Source organism: Helicobacter felistomachi (assembly GCF_030296895.1).
GTDB lineage: Bacteria > Campylobacterota > Campylobacteria > Campylobacterales > Helicobacteraceae > Helicobacter > Helicobacter felistomachi.
The window spans coordinates 987241-1004005 of record NZ_AP028022.1; the positions used below are offsets into that span (position 1 = coordinate 987241).

Below are 16765 nucleotides of genomic sequence, written 5' to 3' on the forward strand. Positions count from 1 at the left end.
AAGTAAACTTTACAAAGCTAAATACCCGTTGTATAATACCCGCTCATAACTAACCTATGGAAACACAATGGACGCTTACGAATACAGTGAACTGCTCAAGGACTTACAGGGTAAATGCCATAACATCGCCCAAATCATCAAACCCCAAGACTTGCAAGCGCAATTAGACAGCTTAACTCAAGAGCAAGCGCACCCCAACTTTTGGCAAGATAAAGCTCTAGCCACGCATAAGAATAAAGAAAAAATGCATGTAGAACGGCTGTTGTCCGCCTATCGCAAAACCAAAGATGCCCTAGAAGAAGCCCTTGAGTTGTTTGAACTCAGTCAAGAGGACACGACCTCCTTAGAGCAACTTTTTAAAGAAGCCCCTAAATTAGCGGCGTGTATCCAACGTATGGAGGTTGAGGTGATGCTAAGCGATCCCAACGACAGTCTGGACGCGTTGGTGAGCATCCAGCCGGGGGCGGGGGGCACAGAGAGTCAAGACTGGGCGAGCATGCTCTATCGCATGTATTTGCGTTGGGCGGAAAGAAGGGGGTTTAAGGTGGAGCTGCTAGATTATCAAGAGGGCGAAGAAGCGGGCATTAAGGGGGCAGCCTTTAGCATTAAGGGGGTCAATGTCTATGGCTACATGAAAAATGAAAATGGCATCCACCGTTTGGTGCGCATGTCCCCCTTTAACGCCAATGGCAAGCGGCACACGAGCTTTGCCAGCGTGCAGGTGAGCCCTGAAATAGACGATGAAATCAACATTGCACTAGAGGAAAAGGACTACAAGGTGGACACCTACCGCGCCAGTGGGGCGGGCGGACAGCATGTCAACAAGACCGAGTCGGCGGTGCGGCTCACCCACTACGCCACGGGGATTGTGGTGCAATGCCAAAACGACCGTAGCCAGCACAAGAACAAAGCCATGGCGCTAAAAATGCTCAAATCCAAACTCTACGAGCTGGAGCTACGCAAACAGCAAGAACAAAATAGTCAAGAGGAAAAGAGCGAAATCGGCTGGGGACACCAAATTAGAAACTATGTCCTAGCCCCCTACCAGCAAATCAAAGACGCACGAAGTGAGATCGCCTACAGCCAAGTGGAGGCGATTTTAGACGGGGATTTAGACCAAATCATGCAAGATGTCCTCGTACATAAGGCGCAAATGCCTTAAGCCTGATTTGGATTTTGTAGACTCACTTTGTCCGTGTTGCTCTCTAGTGGTTTACTAGACCCCGCTAGCACCGCTAAAGCACTTAAGCCGTTTGCAACTTGAAAGCCGATGTGGGTTGCCCCCCCAAAACCCCTTAAAGCAATCTACAAAGTAAAATAAACTATAATCGGCGGACTATCTAAGGAGAATAGATGACCCAAGAAGAACTAGATGCCTTGATGAGCGGGGGCGGTTTGGAAGTGGCTGCCCTTGAAGAGCTAGAAAAGCCCGAAAAAGCAGAAGAAGAAGTGGAGAAAGAGGGCAATGGGGACGGAAAAGACCAAGAGGCAGGAAGCCGTTACAAAGTGGATAAAAAAACTGCCGAAAAATATGGCAAGGTCGACTCTGAGGAGTGGCCCCCCCCACCCCCCACTGAAGAGCACAAAGTTGTGCACCAGCTAGACGATGTCACACGCGATTCGGAGGTCAAGGCGACTCAAGTTTTCGACCAACTTGACTACATCAACATGAGCGCAGATGGGATTTTAAATGTTTTAAAGACAATTAAAACCCCCTTGCAAAAGCACCTAGAGATTTTTGAGGTTTTAGCCGAGAACTTCCCCCTTATCCAAACTTTCCAAACTTCCTTAGACGAGACAAACGAGATTTTACAAGGCATAAACTCCATACAAGAAAAAGCCGAAGGCTGTTCGGACAGCTCCATGCAGGCGATGGACATCATGCAATTTCAAGACATCCACCGCCAAAAAATCGAGCGGGTCATCAATGTCATGCGGGCTTTAACGCAGTACATGAACTCTCTCTTTGAGGGCAATATTGAAGACTCCAAGCGGGTGAGCTCCGCCTCCTACATCATCGGGGATGACAACGAAAATGCGGCGAGTGAAAGCGACATTGAGGCTTTGATCGCCGCCTTTGGTAAAAAATAGTTTTGGCAGAATTATTAGCCCCTGCGGGCAACTTAACCAAGCTTAAAATCGCTTTAGACTATGGCGCGGATGCGGTCTATGCCGGCTTAGGGCAGTTTTCTTTAAGAAACCGCGCATCTAAAGCCTTTGATCTAGAGGGTTTTAAAGAGGGAGTGGCTTACACCCACAGCAAAGGCAAGAAATTTTACGCCACCTTAAACGGATTCCCCTTTAACTCCCAAATCAAGCTCTTAGAAGAGCAGCTCTTAAGGCTTGCCGATTGTAGGGTGGACGCGCTCATCATCGCCACCCCGGGGGTGTTGAAGCTGGCGCAAAAACTCACCCCCCATATCCCCATCCACCTATCCACCCAAGCCAATGTGATGAATGTTTTAGACGCTGAAGTTTATCACGAAATGGGCGTGAAGCGCATAGTGGCGGCTAGGGAGATGAGCCTCAGCGATGCTGTAGAGATCAAAAAACACCTGCCCGAGCTGGAGATTGAAATTTTCGTGCACGGGAGCATGTGCTTTGCCTTTTCGGGGCGCTGTTTGATCTCTGCTCTGCAACACGGGCGCGTGCCTAATCGGGGGAGTTGTGCCAACGATTGCCGTTTTGACTACGAACATTACATCAAAAACCCCGACACGGGCGTTTTCATGCGCCTTGAAGAGGAAGAGGGTGTGGGTACGCACATTTTAAACGCCAAAGATTTGAACTTAGCCAACCACATCGCCACGATTTTAGACACTAGGGCGATCGATGCCTTTAAAATCGAGGGGCGCACAAAGTCTAGCTACTACGCTGCCATCACCACCAAGACTTACCGCACCGCCATAGACGACTACCACAACAACCAACACCGCCCCGCCCTTTACCAAGCTGAGCTCGCCACACTCAAAAACCGGGGCTTTACAGAAGGGTATTTGATCAAACGCCCCCACCAACGCCTAGACACGCAGAATTTTAAGACGGCGATCAGCGAGGGGGAGTTTCAAGTGAGCGGGGAGGTGCTAGAAGATGGCTTGCATTTCTTATGCAAATTCACCACCCGCCCAAACGAGCCCTATGAGGTGGTGTTGCCCTATGGAGCGCGCTTAGAGCCTATGACAAATGAGCTAGGCAAGCTTTATAGTTTTGAGGGCAAGGACTACCTTTGTCTGTATAAAATTGCGCTAGAAAACGGGCAAGAGTTGGAGAGCATCCACAGCGGCAACACCAACCCTGTAAAATTACCCGCCAAACTGCCCGCCCGCACATTTTTACGCACGAGGGTGGCTTAAGACCTTTAACATAAGGCAATTTTAGCCGATTGTGTTGTTTTTTGAAAGGGGAGCTTGATGCGGGCTAAAAGGGCTTTTTTGTCGTTGTTGATGCTAGCCCCTTTAAGCGCACACCCCACCGCCCACCTTTTAAATGGGGCGTTTTTTTCATTAGGGATGGGGGTGGGGGAGGGGCGTTTGGTTACCGATCGCATTTTAAACACCACCCACAATTTTTCCACCAACTCCGTGTTTTTGGGCATGCAAGGCAAGCTTGGCGAACAAAACTACTTCACGCCCCTCATCGGAGTGGGCTATTACGGCTATTTCTCTTACCGCTATTTATACATGGACCAGTGGGCAAAAACCACGAGCAAGGCCAACAACATCGACCGCTACCAAGTGGGGGTGGGGGCGAATTTATTGCTTAACTTTTACAGCAAGATTGTCAAAACAAAGAGCAAACACGCTAAAATCCGGACTTTTGGGATGTTTGGTGGGCTTTTGGCGGTGGCTAACATTTGGACTTTATACTTCAACAACAACACCCCCTATATCCGCAACAACGCCAACATCGATGCGGTTTTTGGCCTGCATATGCGCTTTAACCGCATCAAAATCAGTCTAGGAGTACACGTGCCTATTGCCAACGAAACAAAGTACATCAAGTTGCCCGCGGGCAACCAGCAGTTTAGCATGTTTGAAATTGTCAACAACTACAAGAGTTCCGAACTCTTTTTAAACTTCACCCATCTGTTTTAGCGTGCTGAGAATTTGGCTCTTTTTTCTATGCTTTGTGGGCTTAAGTGCCCACCCCTTTGCGTCCTATTTAGACGGGCCTTTTGTGTCCTTTGGCATGGATGTGGGTGGGGGCAGCATCGCGCACGAATACTTTTACGACCCCCCCATCAACGCCGTGAAACAACAAGCATACCAAACCAAGCTCAAAGCCTATCAAGAAGCCATCGCCAAAATTAAAGCCAACCAAACCCAAACCATCAACACCCTAAAGATCATCGCCGGGCAATTAGCCAACTTGACCCCCACTTCCCCCCAAGCCACCACCCTACTTGCCAAGCTCAACGCCCTCAACACAGACAACCAAACCCCCGCTGCGATTCAAAAAGCGTGGAACAATACCTCGCCTATTTGCAAAAAATCGTGGCAGAGTATGGGGACAACAACCAAGAGCGCATCAATGATACCAAAACGCCCTCAACCAATACAGCGAGTCGATCAACAAGTATCAAGAGACCACCGATGGCCAACCCAACAGTCAAGATTTACAAATTTTGCAAAATGCGATCAACACTCTTGAGAGTTACAACACGCAAATCAGCGATGTCGCCCATAAAATCAACCAATCAAGGGCTTCAAAAGCTACCTAGCCCCTATCACTTTCACTCCCTTGCCCCTGCCCACCCCGCTAAACGCCAATGGGAGCAATATCGGTAGTCTAAGCCAAGCACAAATCAAAATGGCCTTAAATGGCCTTAGCAACGAATTAGGGGCGTTGATCTCTAGTGTAGGTACAAACATCGACAGCTTGCAAGCGGGCAACCGAGAAATCGCTGTAGAAAACGCCTCCCAACTCTCAAAACTCCAAGCTGAAAAAAACGCCGCCACCAACCAAGCCCTGAAACAAATCATCGGGCTTTCGCAAATGGTGGGGCGGGCGTTCCACAATGTGTGGGTGAATTACGCCGATGGGCAAGTCTTTGGGGTGGACAACGCTAAGGTGAATAGCATAAGCACAGATATTAAAGGACAACATGTCAACATCAACATCCCCGATGGCAAATACACCTATAAGGGTAAAGAATATAACTATATCAATGACAGCTATAATTGTGTCTTTGTCCCCATTTTAACTTCTAATGGAGGGTACAAAAACTATATCTCCAATAATTGTAGCGAAGGGCAAATCAATACCCCCACACAACTCAAAGATTTAGGCTTAAATGCCTACAATATTTGGAACACTCTTTTTGATGTGCCCTATTTGCAACAAGAAATCCCGGCTTTATTAAACTCCAATTGTGCGGGTGGCATGAATAGTTTAGGGGGTTGTGCCTCTAATGGCAAACCCCAAATCACCACAGCCCAAGCCCAACAAGACATGAACACCTTTTTTAATGTGTTGAACAATTATTTAGGCAATGGCACTTCCCAAGCTTACGGCTTTGACGGCAATTTTGAAAACTCTAAAATCTATGAGCTCTTGCAAGCCGACTTAAACAACACCAACACCACACAAGGACTAGCCGCCGCCTATGCACTCATGCAAGGTTACCAACAAGGCGTTAAAAACATGATCAGTGCTTTCCAAAAAGCTCCTGTGTGGATCATGAGTGCATTGCCAGAGGGGGTGCCAAATAGCATTAGGGGTAGTAAAGAAGATGTTGCAAATAGCATGAGTAACCCTAACAATCCAGAAATACCCGATAATGTGAAGTATTGCTATGGAGCGGCTAAGGGCAATGCAGGTTTAAGTTTTCCTTACAATAACTCCACGACAAACACTATGTGCGAAGCCAATACGGGCTGGTCCAATGGGATTTTTGTGGGCTATTTTGGTTTTACCCCAAGCTCCCAACAAAGCCTAGAAAACCAAATAGACAGCTCCACACAACCCTACCAAGATGCCCTCACAGAATTGCAAACCGCCAATAAAAACCTAGCGGATTTTAAACCCACCCAAACTTTTCCCATCCCCCCCTTCACCCCGCCCCCACCCGTGCCCTTAAAAAACCCAAGCCCACCACCGCCCCTACCTTTGCGCCCAATCATCAGCACCAGCCCCGCCCCCATGCCCACCATCAGCGCCCCCAATCAGCCCGTTTTAACCTTTGCGTCTGGCAACTTGCGGGCAAATTCCTTACAACTGGGCATGCAGGCTGAAGGGGGGTATCAAAAGTACTTCACGCCCTTTTTTGGAGTGTCTACTTATGGCTACCTAGCCTACCGCTACTTGTATATGGGGCACGCGATGAGCGAGCAGACAAATCTAAGCGGGCTGAATCGTTACAGCTTAGGCTTTGGGGCAAATCTTTTGACCAACTTCTACAGCAAGATTAGAAAGTCTAAAATCGGGCGGGTGAAAATCCAAACTTATGGCTTCTTTGCCGGACTTTTGGCCCTAGGCAATATGTGGAACGCCTACATCTTGCAAGCCCCCATGCAAGCCCGCTATAACCTCAATGTCGATGGGGTCTTTGGGCTTAGTGTGCGGATCAACCGCTTCAAATGGAGCTTGGGCGTGCATGTGCCTTTGGTGGGCCAAACCCAACGGATCAAAGCCGTGAGCAAAGAAGGTCTGCGCGAAGAACTACAGCTCATCGACAACTACAAAAGCTCCCAACTCTTTTTAAATTTTACACAAATTTTTTAACCCCCTATCCCTTGCCTTTTGCGATTCTCAGTATTCAATATAAGGTGTACTTTATATCACTAATGGTAGCATTGGTCATCTGTTTTTTGTTTTCTTTGGTTTTTATAATGGTTTTCTAAAGTATTAAGCATTTGGAGAGTCGATGGCAAAGAGGAGTGTGATGTGGTTGCTGCTTTCTCTTGCGCCAGCGCAAGCCCACCCCTATGCCTCCTCGTTAGACGGGGCGTTTCTCTCCTTTGGCATGGGTCTTGGTGGGGGCAGTGTCTTGGAAACAAGTCGCGATGTGCCCAACACCAACGCCGAAGAAAACCAAGCCTACAACACAAAGATGGAGGCTTACAATAATGCCATGTCCGCTCTGCAAGCCGATCAATCCCAAACCGCGGCCAAACTTAAAGCCCTCATCAGCTCCCTGGATCCTAACTCCCAGGAGTTTCAAACACTGATCACCCAAATTAGCCGCCTAGCAAGCGACCCCGCGAGTGTGGGCGGGAGCGCAAGTGCCTACCAGCAATACCTAAACCAAATCCTTGCAAACTACCAAAGTGCCAATACACAACTCATCAACAACGCCCAAACCAGCATCACAAATTACCAAAATGCCCTGAAAACCACCGCCGCCCAAAACCAACAAAACCTGCAAAACGCCCTAAATGTCTTCAACGCCACAAACACAAAAATCGCCGCTGTCTATAAAAGTCTTGGGCTCTCTTACACCCCAATGAGTCTGCCCTCACCTCTTACCCCTAATGCCAATGTCTCTAGCATGAGCCCCCAACAAGTCGACAGTGCCCTGCAGGCCTTAAGCCAGGAGATAGACCAAGCCATCGCCGCCGCCAATAGCCAAATCCAAGCTTCCAGTGCCAAATACCAAAAGCAACTCACCAGCCTAGAAAATGCGGTGAGCACTACAGAAACCGCCTACACGACCACGCGCACCAATGCCTTGAACGAAATCGTGGGGGTTTCCACGACTTTAGGCAAGGCCTTCCACCAGCAGTGGATGGACTATGTGGTGGGGGAAGCTTTGGGGGTGAAACCCGGTGCTGCCATCAATAATCTCACCTTTGCCACCAGCGGGCGGCCATGTGTGTTTTTAAATATCTTGGGCTCAGCCTACAAGGGTTCAAGCAATGGCTGCTCGCCTGTGGGGGTTTCCCTGCCCTCTGGGATGAGCTCAGAGGAAGTGTGGGGGACACTTTTTAACCTAAGCACCCTAGAGCAAGATGTGAAAATCATCGCCATTCCCCCAAGCTTTAGCTCCACAACTAACCAAAACCTCATGCATGAAACCTTTGAAAATCTCAATAATTACATTGGTAACAGCGCGTTTGCGGGCAATTTTACCAACTCCCAACTCTACCAAGAGCTAGAAAGCGACCTTTCCCCCACAAATTCCCAAACCCCTAATTTCACAGCCGCCCAAGGTCTTGTAAACAGCTACATCAGCACCATGATTCCTTACATGCTCAATGTCTTTAATGTCGGGTCGGGCGGTGGGGGCAGTAACAACCCCTTTTGGGTGCTCGCAGAAATTCCTAATAGCCCCAGCGCGCAAAACGCACTCAATGACTACATCAAGCAAAGCGGGCATAGCGGCGAGTCCCTGCCTTCAGGACAACTTAGCTTTGGACAACAAGCCGGTTGGGATGGTGTGAGTTTTAAAACGCTGGGCGTATTTGGGTTTAATGGAGTATCTAACATCATGCAAGAGATCGACTCCCAACTAGCCAGCCAACAAAGCACGCAGGCCATGTTGGATCAAAGCGCTCAAGTCCAAACTGCCCAGCTGGGCAGCAACCCAATTCCACAAATTTTTACCACCATGCAAACAGATTATTCCAACTACCAAAATGCGCAGACAGCCCTTAAAAATTTTGAAGCCTCCCACCCCGCATCCACCCCTTTAAGCACACCTAGTATTTCTGTGGTCTCTCCGCCTGCTCTCCCCAAAGTCAGTTCCAGTGCGGCCACTCTGCCCCATGTCGCCGCTCCCCAAAAGCCCCTTTTAACCATCACCAACACAGGCTTACAATCCAAATCTTTACAACTAGGTGTCCAAGCCCAAGCAGGATATCAAAAATATTTTAATTTTTTTGGTATTTCTTACTATGGCTACTTGGGTTATCGCTATCTTTACATGGGCTCTTTTGTCAGGGATTCGAGCGGGGTTAACAGCTTGGATCGCTACCAAGTGGGCTTTGGGGCTAACATGCTCTTTAATCTCTACAGCAAGATCAAGAAGACAAAGGCTAAACACCCTAAAATCCAAGCTTACGGGCTTTTTGGTGGGCTTTTGGGCATGGTCGACATTTGGAGCGCGCGCTTTTCGGGCAGCAGCACGGCTTATGTCCGCAACAATGTCAACATCAACGCCGTCTTTGGTTTGAGTGTGCGGGTGGATCAATTCAAATGGAGTATAGGCATCCACATGCCCTTGATCAACCAAATCCGCACCGTGAGAACGCCTCTTGAAACAGGGGGGTCTGAGTCGCTAAAAATTGTAGACAATTACAAGAGCGCCGCGCTTTTTATGAACTTTACGGAGATATTTTAGAATCTAAATGGCGTTGCTTAGGTAAGCTAAACATGAAACGACTCGGGCTACTCTATTTTCTCTGCTCCCTCATCGCCCATGCACATCCTTATTCTTCCTATTTAGACGGGGCGTTTTTCTCCTTTGGCATGGATGCAGGCGGGGGCAATGTTTTAGAGAGCAGCCACACAGAACCCAGCAGCGACATCCAAAAAATCAACGCTTACCACGAAGAGCTCAAAGACTACCAAAATGCCATGAACACTTTGCAGGCCAACAAGACTCAAACCATGCAGACCTTGCAAACCTTGCTGCAAGATTTACAAAATCTCAACTTGCCCTCCTCTGCTAGCCTCATCGCACAAATCCAAACAGCCATCCGCACCCAAGACATAGAGAGTGTGTCGAGCATCGCCGATGGCGTGGCTGCCTACCAGCAATACCTCAACAAAATCATCAGCACTTATGAGAGCCAAAACCAAGCCCTAGTGACTCAAGCCCAGCAAGAAATCGCTCAATATAAAAAAGAGCTCTCGGAGTCGAATAGCCAAAACAAGCAAGCCCTAGAAAATGCGATCAACACCTTTAATTCCTTCAACAGCCAAATCGCCAGTGCGGCTCAAGCTTTAGGCATTTCCTACACGCCCTTGAGCCTACCCGCGCCGCTCAATTCTAACAGCAATATTTCTTCCCTCACCCCCCAACAAGCCAACGCTGCCCTGCAGGCTCTAGCCGATGAAGTCAACCAAATTGCCTCCATTGTGGGCGGGGACATTAGTAAACTAGGGCAAGCTAGCCAAAAGATCGCCATTGACTACTTAAACCAATCCAACACGCTTAAAAACGATGAAAGCAGTGCCGTTACAAATGCTTTAAACCAAATTGTTGGCATCACACAGATCGTGGGGCGGGCTTTCCATAACCAATGGGTCAACTTCGCCAATGGGCAGACTTTTTTCTTAAATAATTCTGCGCATGTTCCCTATATCAATGCGGGCGACACCTGCGTGTTTGATATTATTTTGAACAACACGGCAAGCAATATCCACTCCTGTGGTTACCAAGGAGGAACAACGCAAGACTTGGAAAGTTTTCAAGAAGCTGCCAAAAAAGCCGGGGTGAGCATGTCTGAGATTTGGGGGACTTTGTTTAATCTCGACAAGCTTAAAGATGTTTGGATCAGCCCCTCGGATTGCGCTAAAGGGGGCTGTAGTGGTGTGAGTGCCCAGGAAGCCCAACAAGGGATGCAAAATTTCTTTAACCTCATGAATGGCTATGTAGGCGCGGCTAATTTTGTGGGTAATTTTACCAACACAAAGCTGTATAGCTCGATCGATAATGACCTTTTAACGGGAGATTTTAGTGCCGCTACCAACTTTGTCGATGCCTATGTCAAGACTTTTGTACCCGACATGCTCCAAACCTTTGTGGATAACCCAATATGGCTGATGAGTTTAGTGCCCGGGGCTAGCGGACACAATGGACCCCCTGCGACCCCCTCAGCTTCCCAAAAAAACGAAGTGGTTTCAAAGTGGAATAGCCAGAATGTCAAATACTGCTACGATTCGCCAGCCATAGGCTTGGATTTTTCGCAAGGCTATGCGGTGTGTGGGTATAACTGGTGGGCGCAGGCGATGTTTATGGGTTATTTTGGATATTTGAGCAACCAAACCGGCGCGTTGGAGAGCACTCTATCAGCCCAGCTTCCCACCGTGACAAGCGCAATCACAGCCGCCAGCAACGCCACCACTACCACAACAACTTTAAAGCCAAAAACCCCCAACCCTCCAATCCTGCCTATAAAGTCCCCACTCTGCCCAATCCCCCCATCCCTAAACCCGTCCCTGCGCCCCCCATACCCAAAATCAGCACCAACGCCACGCCCCTGCCCTCCGTCAACAAGCCCCAGCCCCTTTGCTCACTTTTACCACAAAAAATCTACAGAAAAACTCGATGCAACTAGGGCTACAAGCCCAGGGGGGGTATCAAAAGTATTTTAACTCCTTTATTGGCATGTCTTGCTACGGTTATTTGGGATTCCGCTATTTGTATATGGGTGTTGCCACCAACAGTCTAGATGACTTAAACCGCTACAGCTTGGGAATCGGGGGTAATGTCCTCTTGAATCTTTATAGCAAGATTAAAAAACCTAAAGTGGGGCGCGCCAAAGTCCAAGCTTACGGGCTTTTTGCGGGGTTGCTGGGGATTGTCAACTTTTGGGATGCCAACTTCATCAAAGGCTCACTGATACGCCACAACGCCAACCTAGACGCCACCTTTGGCTTTAGCATACGCGTGGATAGATTCAAATGGAGCCTAGGGACACACATCCCTATCATTGATGAGATACGCACCATGAGTGCTGGAGGCAATGGCTTAAAGCTCATGGACAACTACAAAAGCGCAGACCTATTCATGAACTTCACAACTTTTTTCTAATCACTCCACCTGTTTAGGCTCACCGGTATTCGGGCATTCATCTTGCGGGGCTGCCTGCGCTAGTCCTTTTTGTGTAGGGGGTTTGCTGCCCGCACAACCCGTTGCTTTTTGACCACTTGTCGCACAGCCCATGTTCAGTAAAAGCACCAAAACACCCACTAACCCAAAAAACCCATTCTTTTTCATGCAAGCTCCTTTAAGGATGTCATTGTATTCTTTTGGAAATAACCATGCACTAACAATGAGGTTTCTTAGAAATTTGCACGATCCACAGCCACAGCCCGACTAGGCTGGCGATGAAACACACGGGCAAAAGATAAGAGTAAGTGTTGCCCTTGTCTAAAGAGTGTTGTACCCAGCTGCTCGCGTGGTAGGTGAGCTCGCCTAAGCTCAATGCCCACAGCACGCAAGAGAGAGCATTGAAGCACACAAAGCGCCTAAAGGAAAACTTGCTAAGGCCTATGGCTAGGGGGACCAGGGTTTTCACCCCATAAATATACTTGTTAAAAAAAATCAGCCACACCCCGTATTTCTGTATCCAAATATGCACTAAAGCCAACTTGCGGCGGTGTTTGTGTAAGTAGGCGCGCACTTCCCTCTTCTGTGTGCGCCCCAGCCACACCAATAAAGAGCTGCCTACAAAATTACCCAGCCCCGCCACGAGCATGGTTTTGCCAATATCCATATGTCCTGTAGCGCTTAGGATTGCCGCCAGCACAAGCCCGATATACCCGCTTCCAAAGGAATAGACGAAGAGAAACAAATACCCCCACGAGTCGAACAAGGCCTGAAAGTGCGCTAAATCCACCGCAATCCTTCGCTTAAATCTTTCTAGGGTATAATAGCATAAAGTCCACATAGGAGTTTCTCATGACAAATGGCTATTACGCAACCACGGGGGGCATGGTTACCGAGTTCAACCGCTTGGATCAAATCTCTAACAATTTGGCTAATCTCAACACCGCAGGGTTTAAACGCGACGATGTCGTGGTGGGCGACTTTTTGCGCCTTTATCAGAACTACCGCGACAAGTTGCCCCTGCCCGATCAGACCAAGCAAGCCGCCAAGTATCTAAACCGCAACCTAAACAGAGTGCCCATCATCACAGAGAGATACACCGATTACAGCCTAGGGCCGATGCAAAAAACCGACAATGAGTTGGATTTTGCCCTAAGCGATCCTAACGCCTACTTTGTGGTGCAAACCCCACAGGGCATTGCTTTTACGAGGGATGGCAGTTTCACCATCGATGCGCAAGGCTTTTTAAGCACCAAAGAGGGCTACCATGTCTTGAGCCGGGGGATTGAAAGCGGGGCGGGGATACAAATGCTCCCGGGGGCAAGTGTGAGCGTGTCGCCCAATGGGGACATGTTTTTTAGACAAGGGGGCGAGGAAGTGCCCGGGGGGGCTTTAGCCGTGGTGGCCTTCCAAAGCCAAAAGCTCTTAAAGAAAATAGGCGACAATCTCTACACCTACCCACAGGATAAAATGGACGAGCGCACTGAGCTAAACGCCCCTATTGTCCGGCAACACTTCCTAGAAAAGAGCAATGTCAATGCCGTGATTGAAATGACTCGCCTCATTGAAGCCAACCGCCTCGTGGACATGTATTCTAAAGTGTTGAGAACCCACATGGACGACATGCACGCTGAGGCGATCAGTAAGTTGGCGGCAAGGGCGTAAGGGGGCGTTATGAAGTTTTCTCAAAAGTTTTTACCCCTTGCCTTTTTGACGTATTTTGGGGGGGCTTTAAGTGCAGAGCAAAGCGCGTTTTTCCTCGGTGGCGTGTATGAAGTGGGCGGTTCGACCTTTAAGGCGCGCATCGATGACAAAAACCCCAACAATGTGAACCGCACTGCCATCACGCAGGGCGTGGGCGTGCGCATCGGGTATAACCAACTTTTCGGGCAGAAGGGCTACTTCGGGCTGCGCTACTATGGCTTTTACAACTGGGGCTTAACCAACTTTGGTAGGGCGGTGTGGAACAAAAACGCGAACTTTGGCAAGAACACCTTTAACCTGTCGGGCTATGGTGTGGGCGTGGATTTACTCGTTAACCTACTCAATGGCGAAAAGTCCAACTTGGGGATTTTTGGTGGTGTGGCTTTGGGGGGCAACACATGGTCGGCAGTGCATGGAAGCGGAGCAACGCGCTTCCAATGGATGGTCAATGTGGGCGTTAGGGCGGTGATCGCTAGACACAGTGCCTTTGAAGTGGGTGTAAAAATTCCCATGCTCGCTACCCATGTGCAGGGTAGAGTGGACGGTGGTGTTTTTAATGACTTCAGTCTGTCCTTAAAACGTGATTGGGCATTCACCGCCGCCTATTATTTCTTATTCTAATGTTGCGCTTGTGGCGTGTGCTGGTGTTGCTGGCTTTAGGCGTGGGCGTGGGCGTGGTGCTCTTCTCTGGGGCGTGTGTGGCCCCCATCCTCTTTAAGACCCCAGAGATTTTAAACCAGCACAATGCAGGGGTGCTGATGGGGCGTATTTTTGTGCGGGGCAACTTCCTTTTAAACTCGTTGGCGTGTGTGCTGGTTTTAGACGCTTTGGTGCTTTGGGCGGTGCATAAGTCGGGGCTGCTCTTTTTTCACCTAGCGGGGGCGGCACTCATTGCCCTGTTTAGTTTCCACTACACCCCCTACATTTTAAACGCCCAGGCCACCCACGCCACCACCACCCCCGAGTTTTTGGCCGTGCACGCTCAGAGTGAAACCCTATTTAAAGCCTTGCTCGCTTTGCTTTTGATCTCTTTTGTGTGGCGGGCGTTGCTTAAACCTAAGAGAGGTGTTTAAAGCTGGCTACTAAATTCTCTACCAAGAGATTGAAGCCGTCCACCAAGATAAACACCAAGATTTTAAAGGGCAAAGAGATCATCACGGGGGGCAACATCATCATCCCCATCGCCATCAAAATGGAGCTGACAACCATGTCAATGACTAAAAAGGGCAAGTAGAGCAAGAAGCCGATTTGAAACCCGGTTTTAAGCTCGCTGATCATAAAGGCGGGCACAAGCACGGTCAAAGGCACAGCACTCGGGTTTTTGGGGTTTTCTAAGTGGCGTATGCGGAAGAACAGGGCTAGGTCTTTTTCGCGAGTGTTTTGCAGCATGAACTCTTTAAAAGGCACAATGCCCACTTCAAAGGCCTCTGTGTAAGAAATCTTTTCAGCCAAATAAGGCTTGATGGCGGTGTCGTAACTCTTTTTAGCAGCGGGCTCCATGATAAAAAAGGTTAAAATCAACGCCAAAGACACTAAAATCTGCGTGGGGGGTTTGCTGCGTGCCTAAAGCGGTGCGTAAGAAGGAAAACACCACAATCAGGCGGATAAAGCTGGTCATCACCAAAATTAAAGAGGGTGCTAGCACCAAGAGGGTTAAGACCAGCACCACATTGAGAGTGGTTACTAATTGCGTGGGCGTGTGGGGGGCAGTTAAGGACAAATTGATTGTGGGGATCACAGGGTCTTTAAGCGCAGCCCCTAGCAACACACAAGAGGCAAGCACAGCCCAAGAGAAGAGAAAACGCAAGAAAAAGCCCTTTTGTGTGGGATAACTTTCAAGTATAATAGGCTTGTTTTTAAAATTGCCTAAAAGGGGAAAAGATGGCGGTATCGGTTGTGATCTTAGCGGCGGGCAAGGGCACACGCATGCACTCTAGATTGCCCAAAGTCTTGCATAAAATTTGCGGGCAGGAGATGCTCGTGCATGTGCTCGAGTGTGCCTTGAGTGTGAGTGAGGATGTGCATGTCATTTTGCACCACGAACACGCATTGATCGCTAAGGTGATTGGCAAGCACTTTAACAACAAGCCAACCATCCACCTACAAAATGCCACGCAATACCCGGGCACAGGGGGCGCGCTCATGCAAGGGGGCGGTGGGGGCGTTGCGCCCACTTCCATAAAAACCGCCCACGACCGCCTTTTGGTGCTCAACGCCGACATGCCCCTTGTGTCTAAAGAGGCTTTAATGCCCTTTGTAGAAAGTCAAGAATCTAACGCTTTGGGGGTCTTTAGTTTAGAGTCTAAAAGCGGGTATGGACGGGTGTGCTTGCAAAACAACCAAGTGCAAGCCATTATAGAAGAAAAGGACGCGAGTGCAGAAATTCTAGCCTTAAATACCCTAAATGCCGGGGTGTATCTCTTTAGCCAAGAGTGCTTGCAAGAGTTTTTACCACGCTTGGATCAAAACAACGCCCAAGCCGAGTATTATTTAACCCAACTTGTGGGGCTGGGGGTGCAAAAGGGCGTGCGCTTTGCCCCCATTTTTGTCAACGCCCACGACTTTTTGGGAGTCAATTCACAAAGCGAACTTGCCGCCGCTGAGGGCAAAATGCTAGACAAACTAAGAGCGCAAGCCATGCAAGCGGGGGTGTGTATGCACATGCCCCACACGATTTACTTAGAAAAGGGGGTGCGCTTTGGGGCGGGCTGTGTTTTAGAGCAGGGGGTGCATTTGGCGGGGGATTGCTATTTGCAAGAGGCGCACATTAGGGCGCACAGCGTGGTCGAGTCTAGCCACATTGAAAACAGCTCCGTGGGACCGCTCGCCCATATCCGCCCCAACTCTAAGATTGTTGATAGCCATGTGGGTAACTTTGTGGAAACCAAGAGCGCGTATTTAAATGGGGTGAAGGCAGGGCATTTGAGCTATTTGGGCGATTGCAGCATCGCAAGCGGGACTAATATCGGGGCGGGGGTCATCACCTGCAACTACGATGGCAAAAACAAGCACCACACCAACATCGGGCAAAATGTGTTTATTGGCAGCGATAGCCAACTTGTCGCCCCCTTAAACATCCCTAATAATGTGCTCATAGGGGCGGGCAGCACGATCACACAGCCCGTGCAAGAGGGGGATTTAGTGTTAGTGCGCCCCCCCCAAGTGTCTATCTCCAAGGGATATTTTAAATTCTTTCAAAAGCCCTAGTTGCCCCATTTATAGGCTCGGTTTAGTGCTAAGCTCCCTATGGCTAAGCACAATGGAGTTTATGGTGGTGTGGGATTTCAATACCCTAAATAACAAGATTTAACACAAAAAATTTTTGTCAAAAGTGCTTAAAATGGC

15 protein-coding genes and 1 pseudogene are annotated in these 16765 nt (G+C 48.9%); 13 read left to right on the forward strand and 3 right to left on the reverse strand.

Features of this window, described 5'->3' with window-relative positions; genetic code table 11:
- Positions 1-67: 67 nt before the first annotated feature.
- The 9 genes from prfB (at position 68) to QUE23_RS05205 (ending at position 11698) form a co-directional block, all read left to right on the forward strand.
- Positions 68-1162 (forward strand): peptide chain release factor 2, encoded by a 1095-nt coding sequence (gene prfB / locus QUE23_RS05165; RefSeq protein ID WP_286348043.1) that lies wholly within the window; start codon positions 68-70, stop codon positions 1160-1162.
- A gap of 191 nt (positions 1163-1353) precedes the next feature.
- Positions 1354-2091 carry a protein phosphatase CheZ gene (cheZ, locus tag QUE23_RS05170; protein ID WP_286348044.1) on the forward strand — a complete coding sequence of 246 codons (738 nt, stop codon included), beginning with the start codon at positions 1354-1356 and terminating at the stop codon, positions 2089-2091.
- A complete protein-coding gene (locus QUE23_RS05175) occupies positions 2088-3353 on the forward strand; it encodes a peptidase U32 family protein (RefSeq protein ID WP_286349420.1) in 1266 nt (421 codons plus the stop codon). The genes cheZ and QUE23_RS05175 overlap by 4 nt, the downstream gene beginning before the upstream one ends.
- Positions 3354-3410: 57 nt before the next feature.
- On the forward strand, positions 3411-4094 hold the full coding sequence (locus QUE23_RS05180) for an outer membrane beta-barrel protein (protein WP_286348045.1): 684 nt from the start codon (positions 3411-3413) through the stop codon (positions 4092-4094).
- Positions 4095-4128: 34 nt separating this feature from the next.
- Entirely contained in the window at positions 4129-4650 is a 522-nt protein-coding gene (locus QUE23_RS05185; RefSeq protein ID WP_286348046.1) for a hypothetical protein, read from the forward strand.
- 90 nt (positions 4651-4740) lie between these two features.
- Complete coding sequence (locus tag QUE23_RS05190) at positions 4741-6723, forward strand: outer membrane beta-barrel protein (protein WP_286348047.1); 1983 nt, start codon at positions 4741-4743, stop codon at positions 6721-6723.
- Between the two features lie 160 nt (positions 6724-6883).
- Complete coding sequence (locus tag QUE23_RS05195; protein WP_286348048.1) at positions 6884-9280, forward strand: hypothetical protein; 2397 nt, start codon at positions 6884-6886, stop codon at positions 9278-9280.
- A gap of 32 nt (positions 9281-9312) precedes the next feature.
- A complete protein-coding gene (locus QUE23_RS05200) occupies positions 9313-11259 on the forward strand; it encodes a hypothetical protein (RefSeq protein WP_286348049.1) in 1947 nt (648 codons plus the stop codon).
- Between the two features lie 52 nt (positions 11260-11311).
- Positions 11312-11698 carry a hypothetical protein gene (locus QUE23_RS05205; RefSeq protein WP_286348050.1) on the forward strand — a complete coding sequence of 129 codons (387 nt, stop codon included), beginning with the start codon at positions 11312-11314 and terminating at the stop codon, positions 11696-11698.
- Here the strand turns inward: QUE23_RS05205 and QUE23_RS05210 are convergent, their stop codons facing one another.
- Both QUE23_RS05210 and QUE23_RS05215 read right to left on the reverse strand, forming a co-directional pair.
- Positions 11699-11884, reverse strand: a complete 186-nt coding sequence (locus tag QUE23_RS05210) for a hypothetical protein (RefSeq protein WP_286348051.1) — start codon at positions 11882-11884, stop codon at positions 11699-11701.
- Positions 11885-11933: 49 nt separating this feature from the next.
- Complete coding sequence (locus QUE23_RS05215) at positions 11934-12506, reverse strand: DedA family protein (protein WP_286348052.1); 573 nt, start codon at positions 12504-12506, stop codon at positions 11934-11936.
- 62 nt (positions 12507-12568) lie between these two features.
- On the opposite strand from QUE23_RS05215, the gene QUE23_RS05220 reads away from it, so the two are divergent.
- Genes QUE23_RS05220 through QUE23_RS05230 form a run of 3 tightly spaced genes read left to right on the forward strand, consistent with a single transcriptional unit; the run spans position 12569 to position 14493 of the window.
- The gene (locus tag QUE23_RS05220; RefSeq protein ID WP_286348053.1) at positions 12569-13381 is read left to right on the forward strand and encodes a flagellar hook-basal body protein; all 813 of its coding nucleotides are present in this window, start codon (positions 12569-12571) and stop codon (positions 13379-13381) included.
- A 9-nt stretch (positions 13382-13390) separates the two neighbouring features.
- Positions 13391-14041, forward strand: coding sequence for an outer membrane protein (locus QUE23_RS05225; RefSeq protein ID WP_286348054.1), 651 nt, complete (start codon positions 13391-13393; stop codon positions 14039-14041).
- Positions 14041-14493: a DUF4149 domain-containing protein gene (locus QUE23_RS05230; RefSeq protein ID WP_286348055.1), complete on the forward strand. Its 453-nt coding sequence runs from the start codon at positions 14041-14043 to the stop codon at positions 14491-14493. The genes QUE23_RS05225 and QUE23_RS05230 overlap by 1 nt, the downstream gene beginning before the upstream one ends.
- Here QUE23_RS05230 and fliP read toward each other — a convergent pair.
- Positions 14477-15203, reverse strand: a pseudogene (gene fliP / locus QUE23_RS05235) (flagellar type III secretion system pore protein FliP). The gene QUE23_RS05230 and the pseudogene fliP overlap by 17 nt on opposite strands.
- A 98-nt stretch (positions 15204-15301) precedes the next feature.
- Between fliP and glmU the strand changes: the two are divergent.
- Entirely contained in the window at positions 15302-16627 is a 1326-nt protein-coding gene (gene glmU / locus QUE23_RS05240; RefSeq protein ID WP_286348056.1) for a bifunctional UDP-N-acetylglucosamine diphosphorylase/glucosamine-1-phosphate N-acetyltransferase GlmU, read from the forward strand.
- The last annotated feature ends 138 nt before the right edge of the window (positions 16628-16765 follow it).

Bases quoted from the DNA above. Each gene is read 5' to 3' on its own strand.
- QUE23_RS05195 (WP_286348048.1), top strand. From the start codon at position 6,884: ATGTGGTTGCTGCTTTCTCTTGCGCCAGCGCAAGCCCACCCCTATGCC.
- QUE23_RS05220 (WP_286348053.1), top strand. From the start codon at position 12,569: ATGACAAATGGCTATTACGCAACCACGGGGGGCATGGTTACCGAGTTC.
- glmU (WP_286348056.1), top strand. From the start codon at position 15,302: ATGGCGGTATCGGTTGTGATCTTAGCGGCGGGCAAGGGCACACGCATG.
- QUE23_RS05200 (WP_286348049.1), top strand. From the start codon at position 9,313: ATGAAACGACTCGGGCTACTCTATTTTCTCTGCTCCCTCATCGCCCAT.
- QUE23_RS05205 (WP_286348050.1), top strand. From the start codon at position 11,312: ATGGGTGTTGCCACCAACAGTCTAGATGACTTAAACCGCTACAGCTTG.
- QUE23_RS05210 (WP_286348051.1), bottom strand. From the start codon at position 11,884: ATGAAAAAGAATGGGTTTTTTGGGTTAGTGGGTGTTTTGGTGCTTTTA.
- prfB (WP_286348043.1), top strand. From the start codon at position 68: ATGGACGCTTACGAATACAGTGAACTGCTCAAGGACTTACAGGGTAAA.
- QUE23_RS05230 (WP_286348055.1), top strand. From the start codon at position 14,041: ATGTTGCGCTTGTGGCGTGTGCTGGTGTTGCTGGCTTTAGGCGTGGGC.
- QUE23_RS05180 (WP_286348045.1), top strand. From the start codon at position 3,411: ATGCGGGCTAAAAGGGCTTTTTTGTCGTTGTTGATGCTAGCCCCTTTA.
- cheZ (WP_286348044.1), top strand. From the start codon at position 1,354: ATGACCCAAGAAGAACTAGATGCCTTGATGAGCGGGGGCGGTTTGGAA.
- QUE23_RS05225 (WP_286348054.1), top strand. From the start codon at position 13,391: ATGAAGTTTTCTCAAAAGTTTTTACCCCTTGCCTTTTTGACGTATTTT.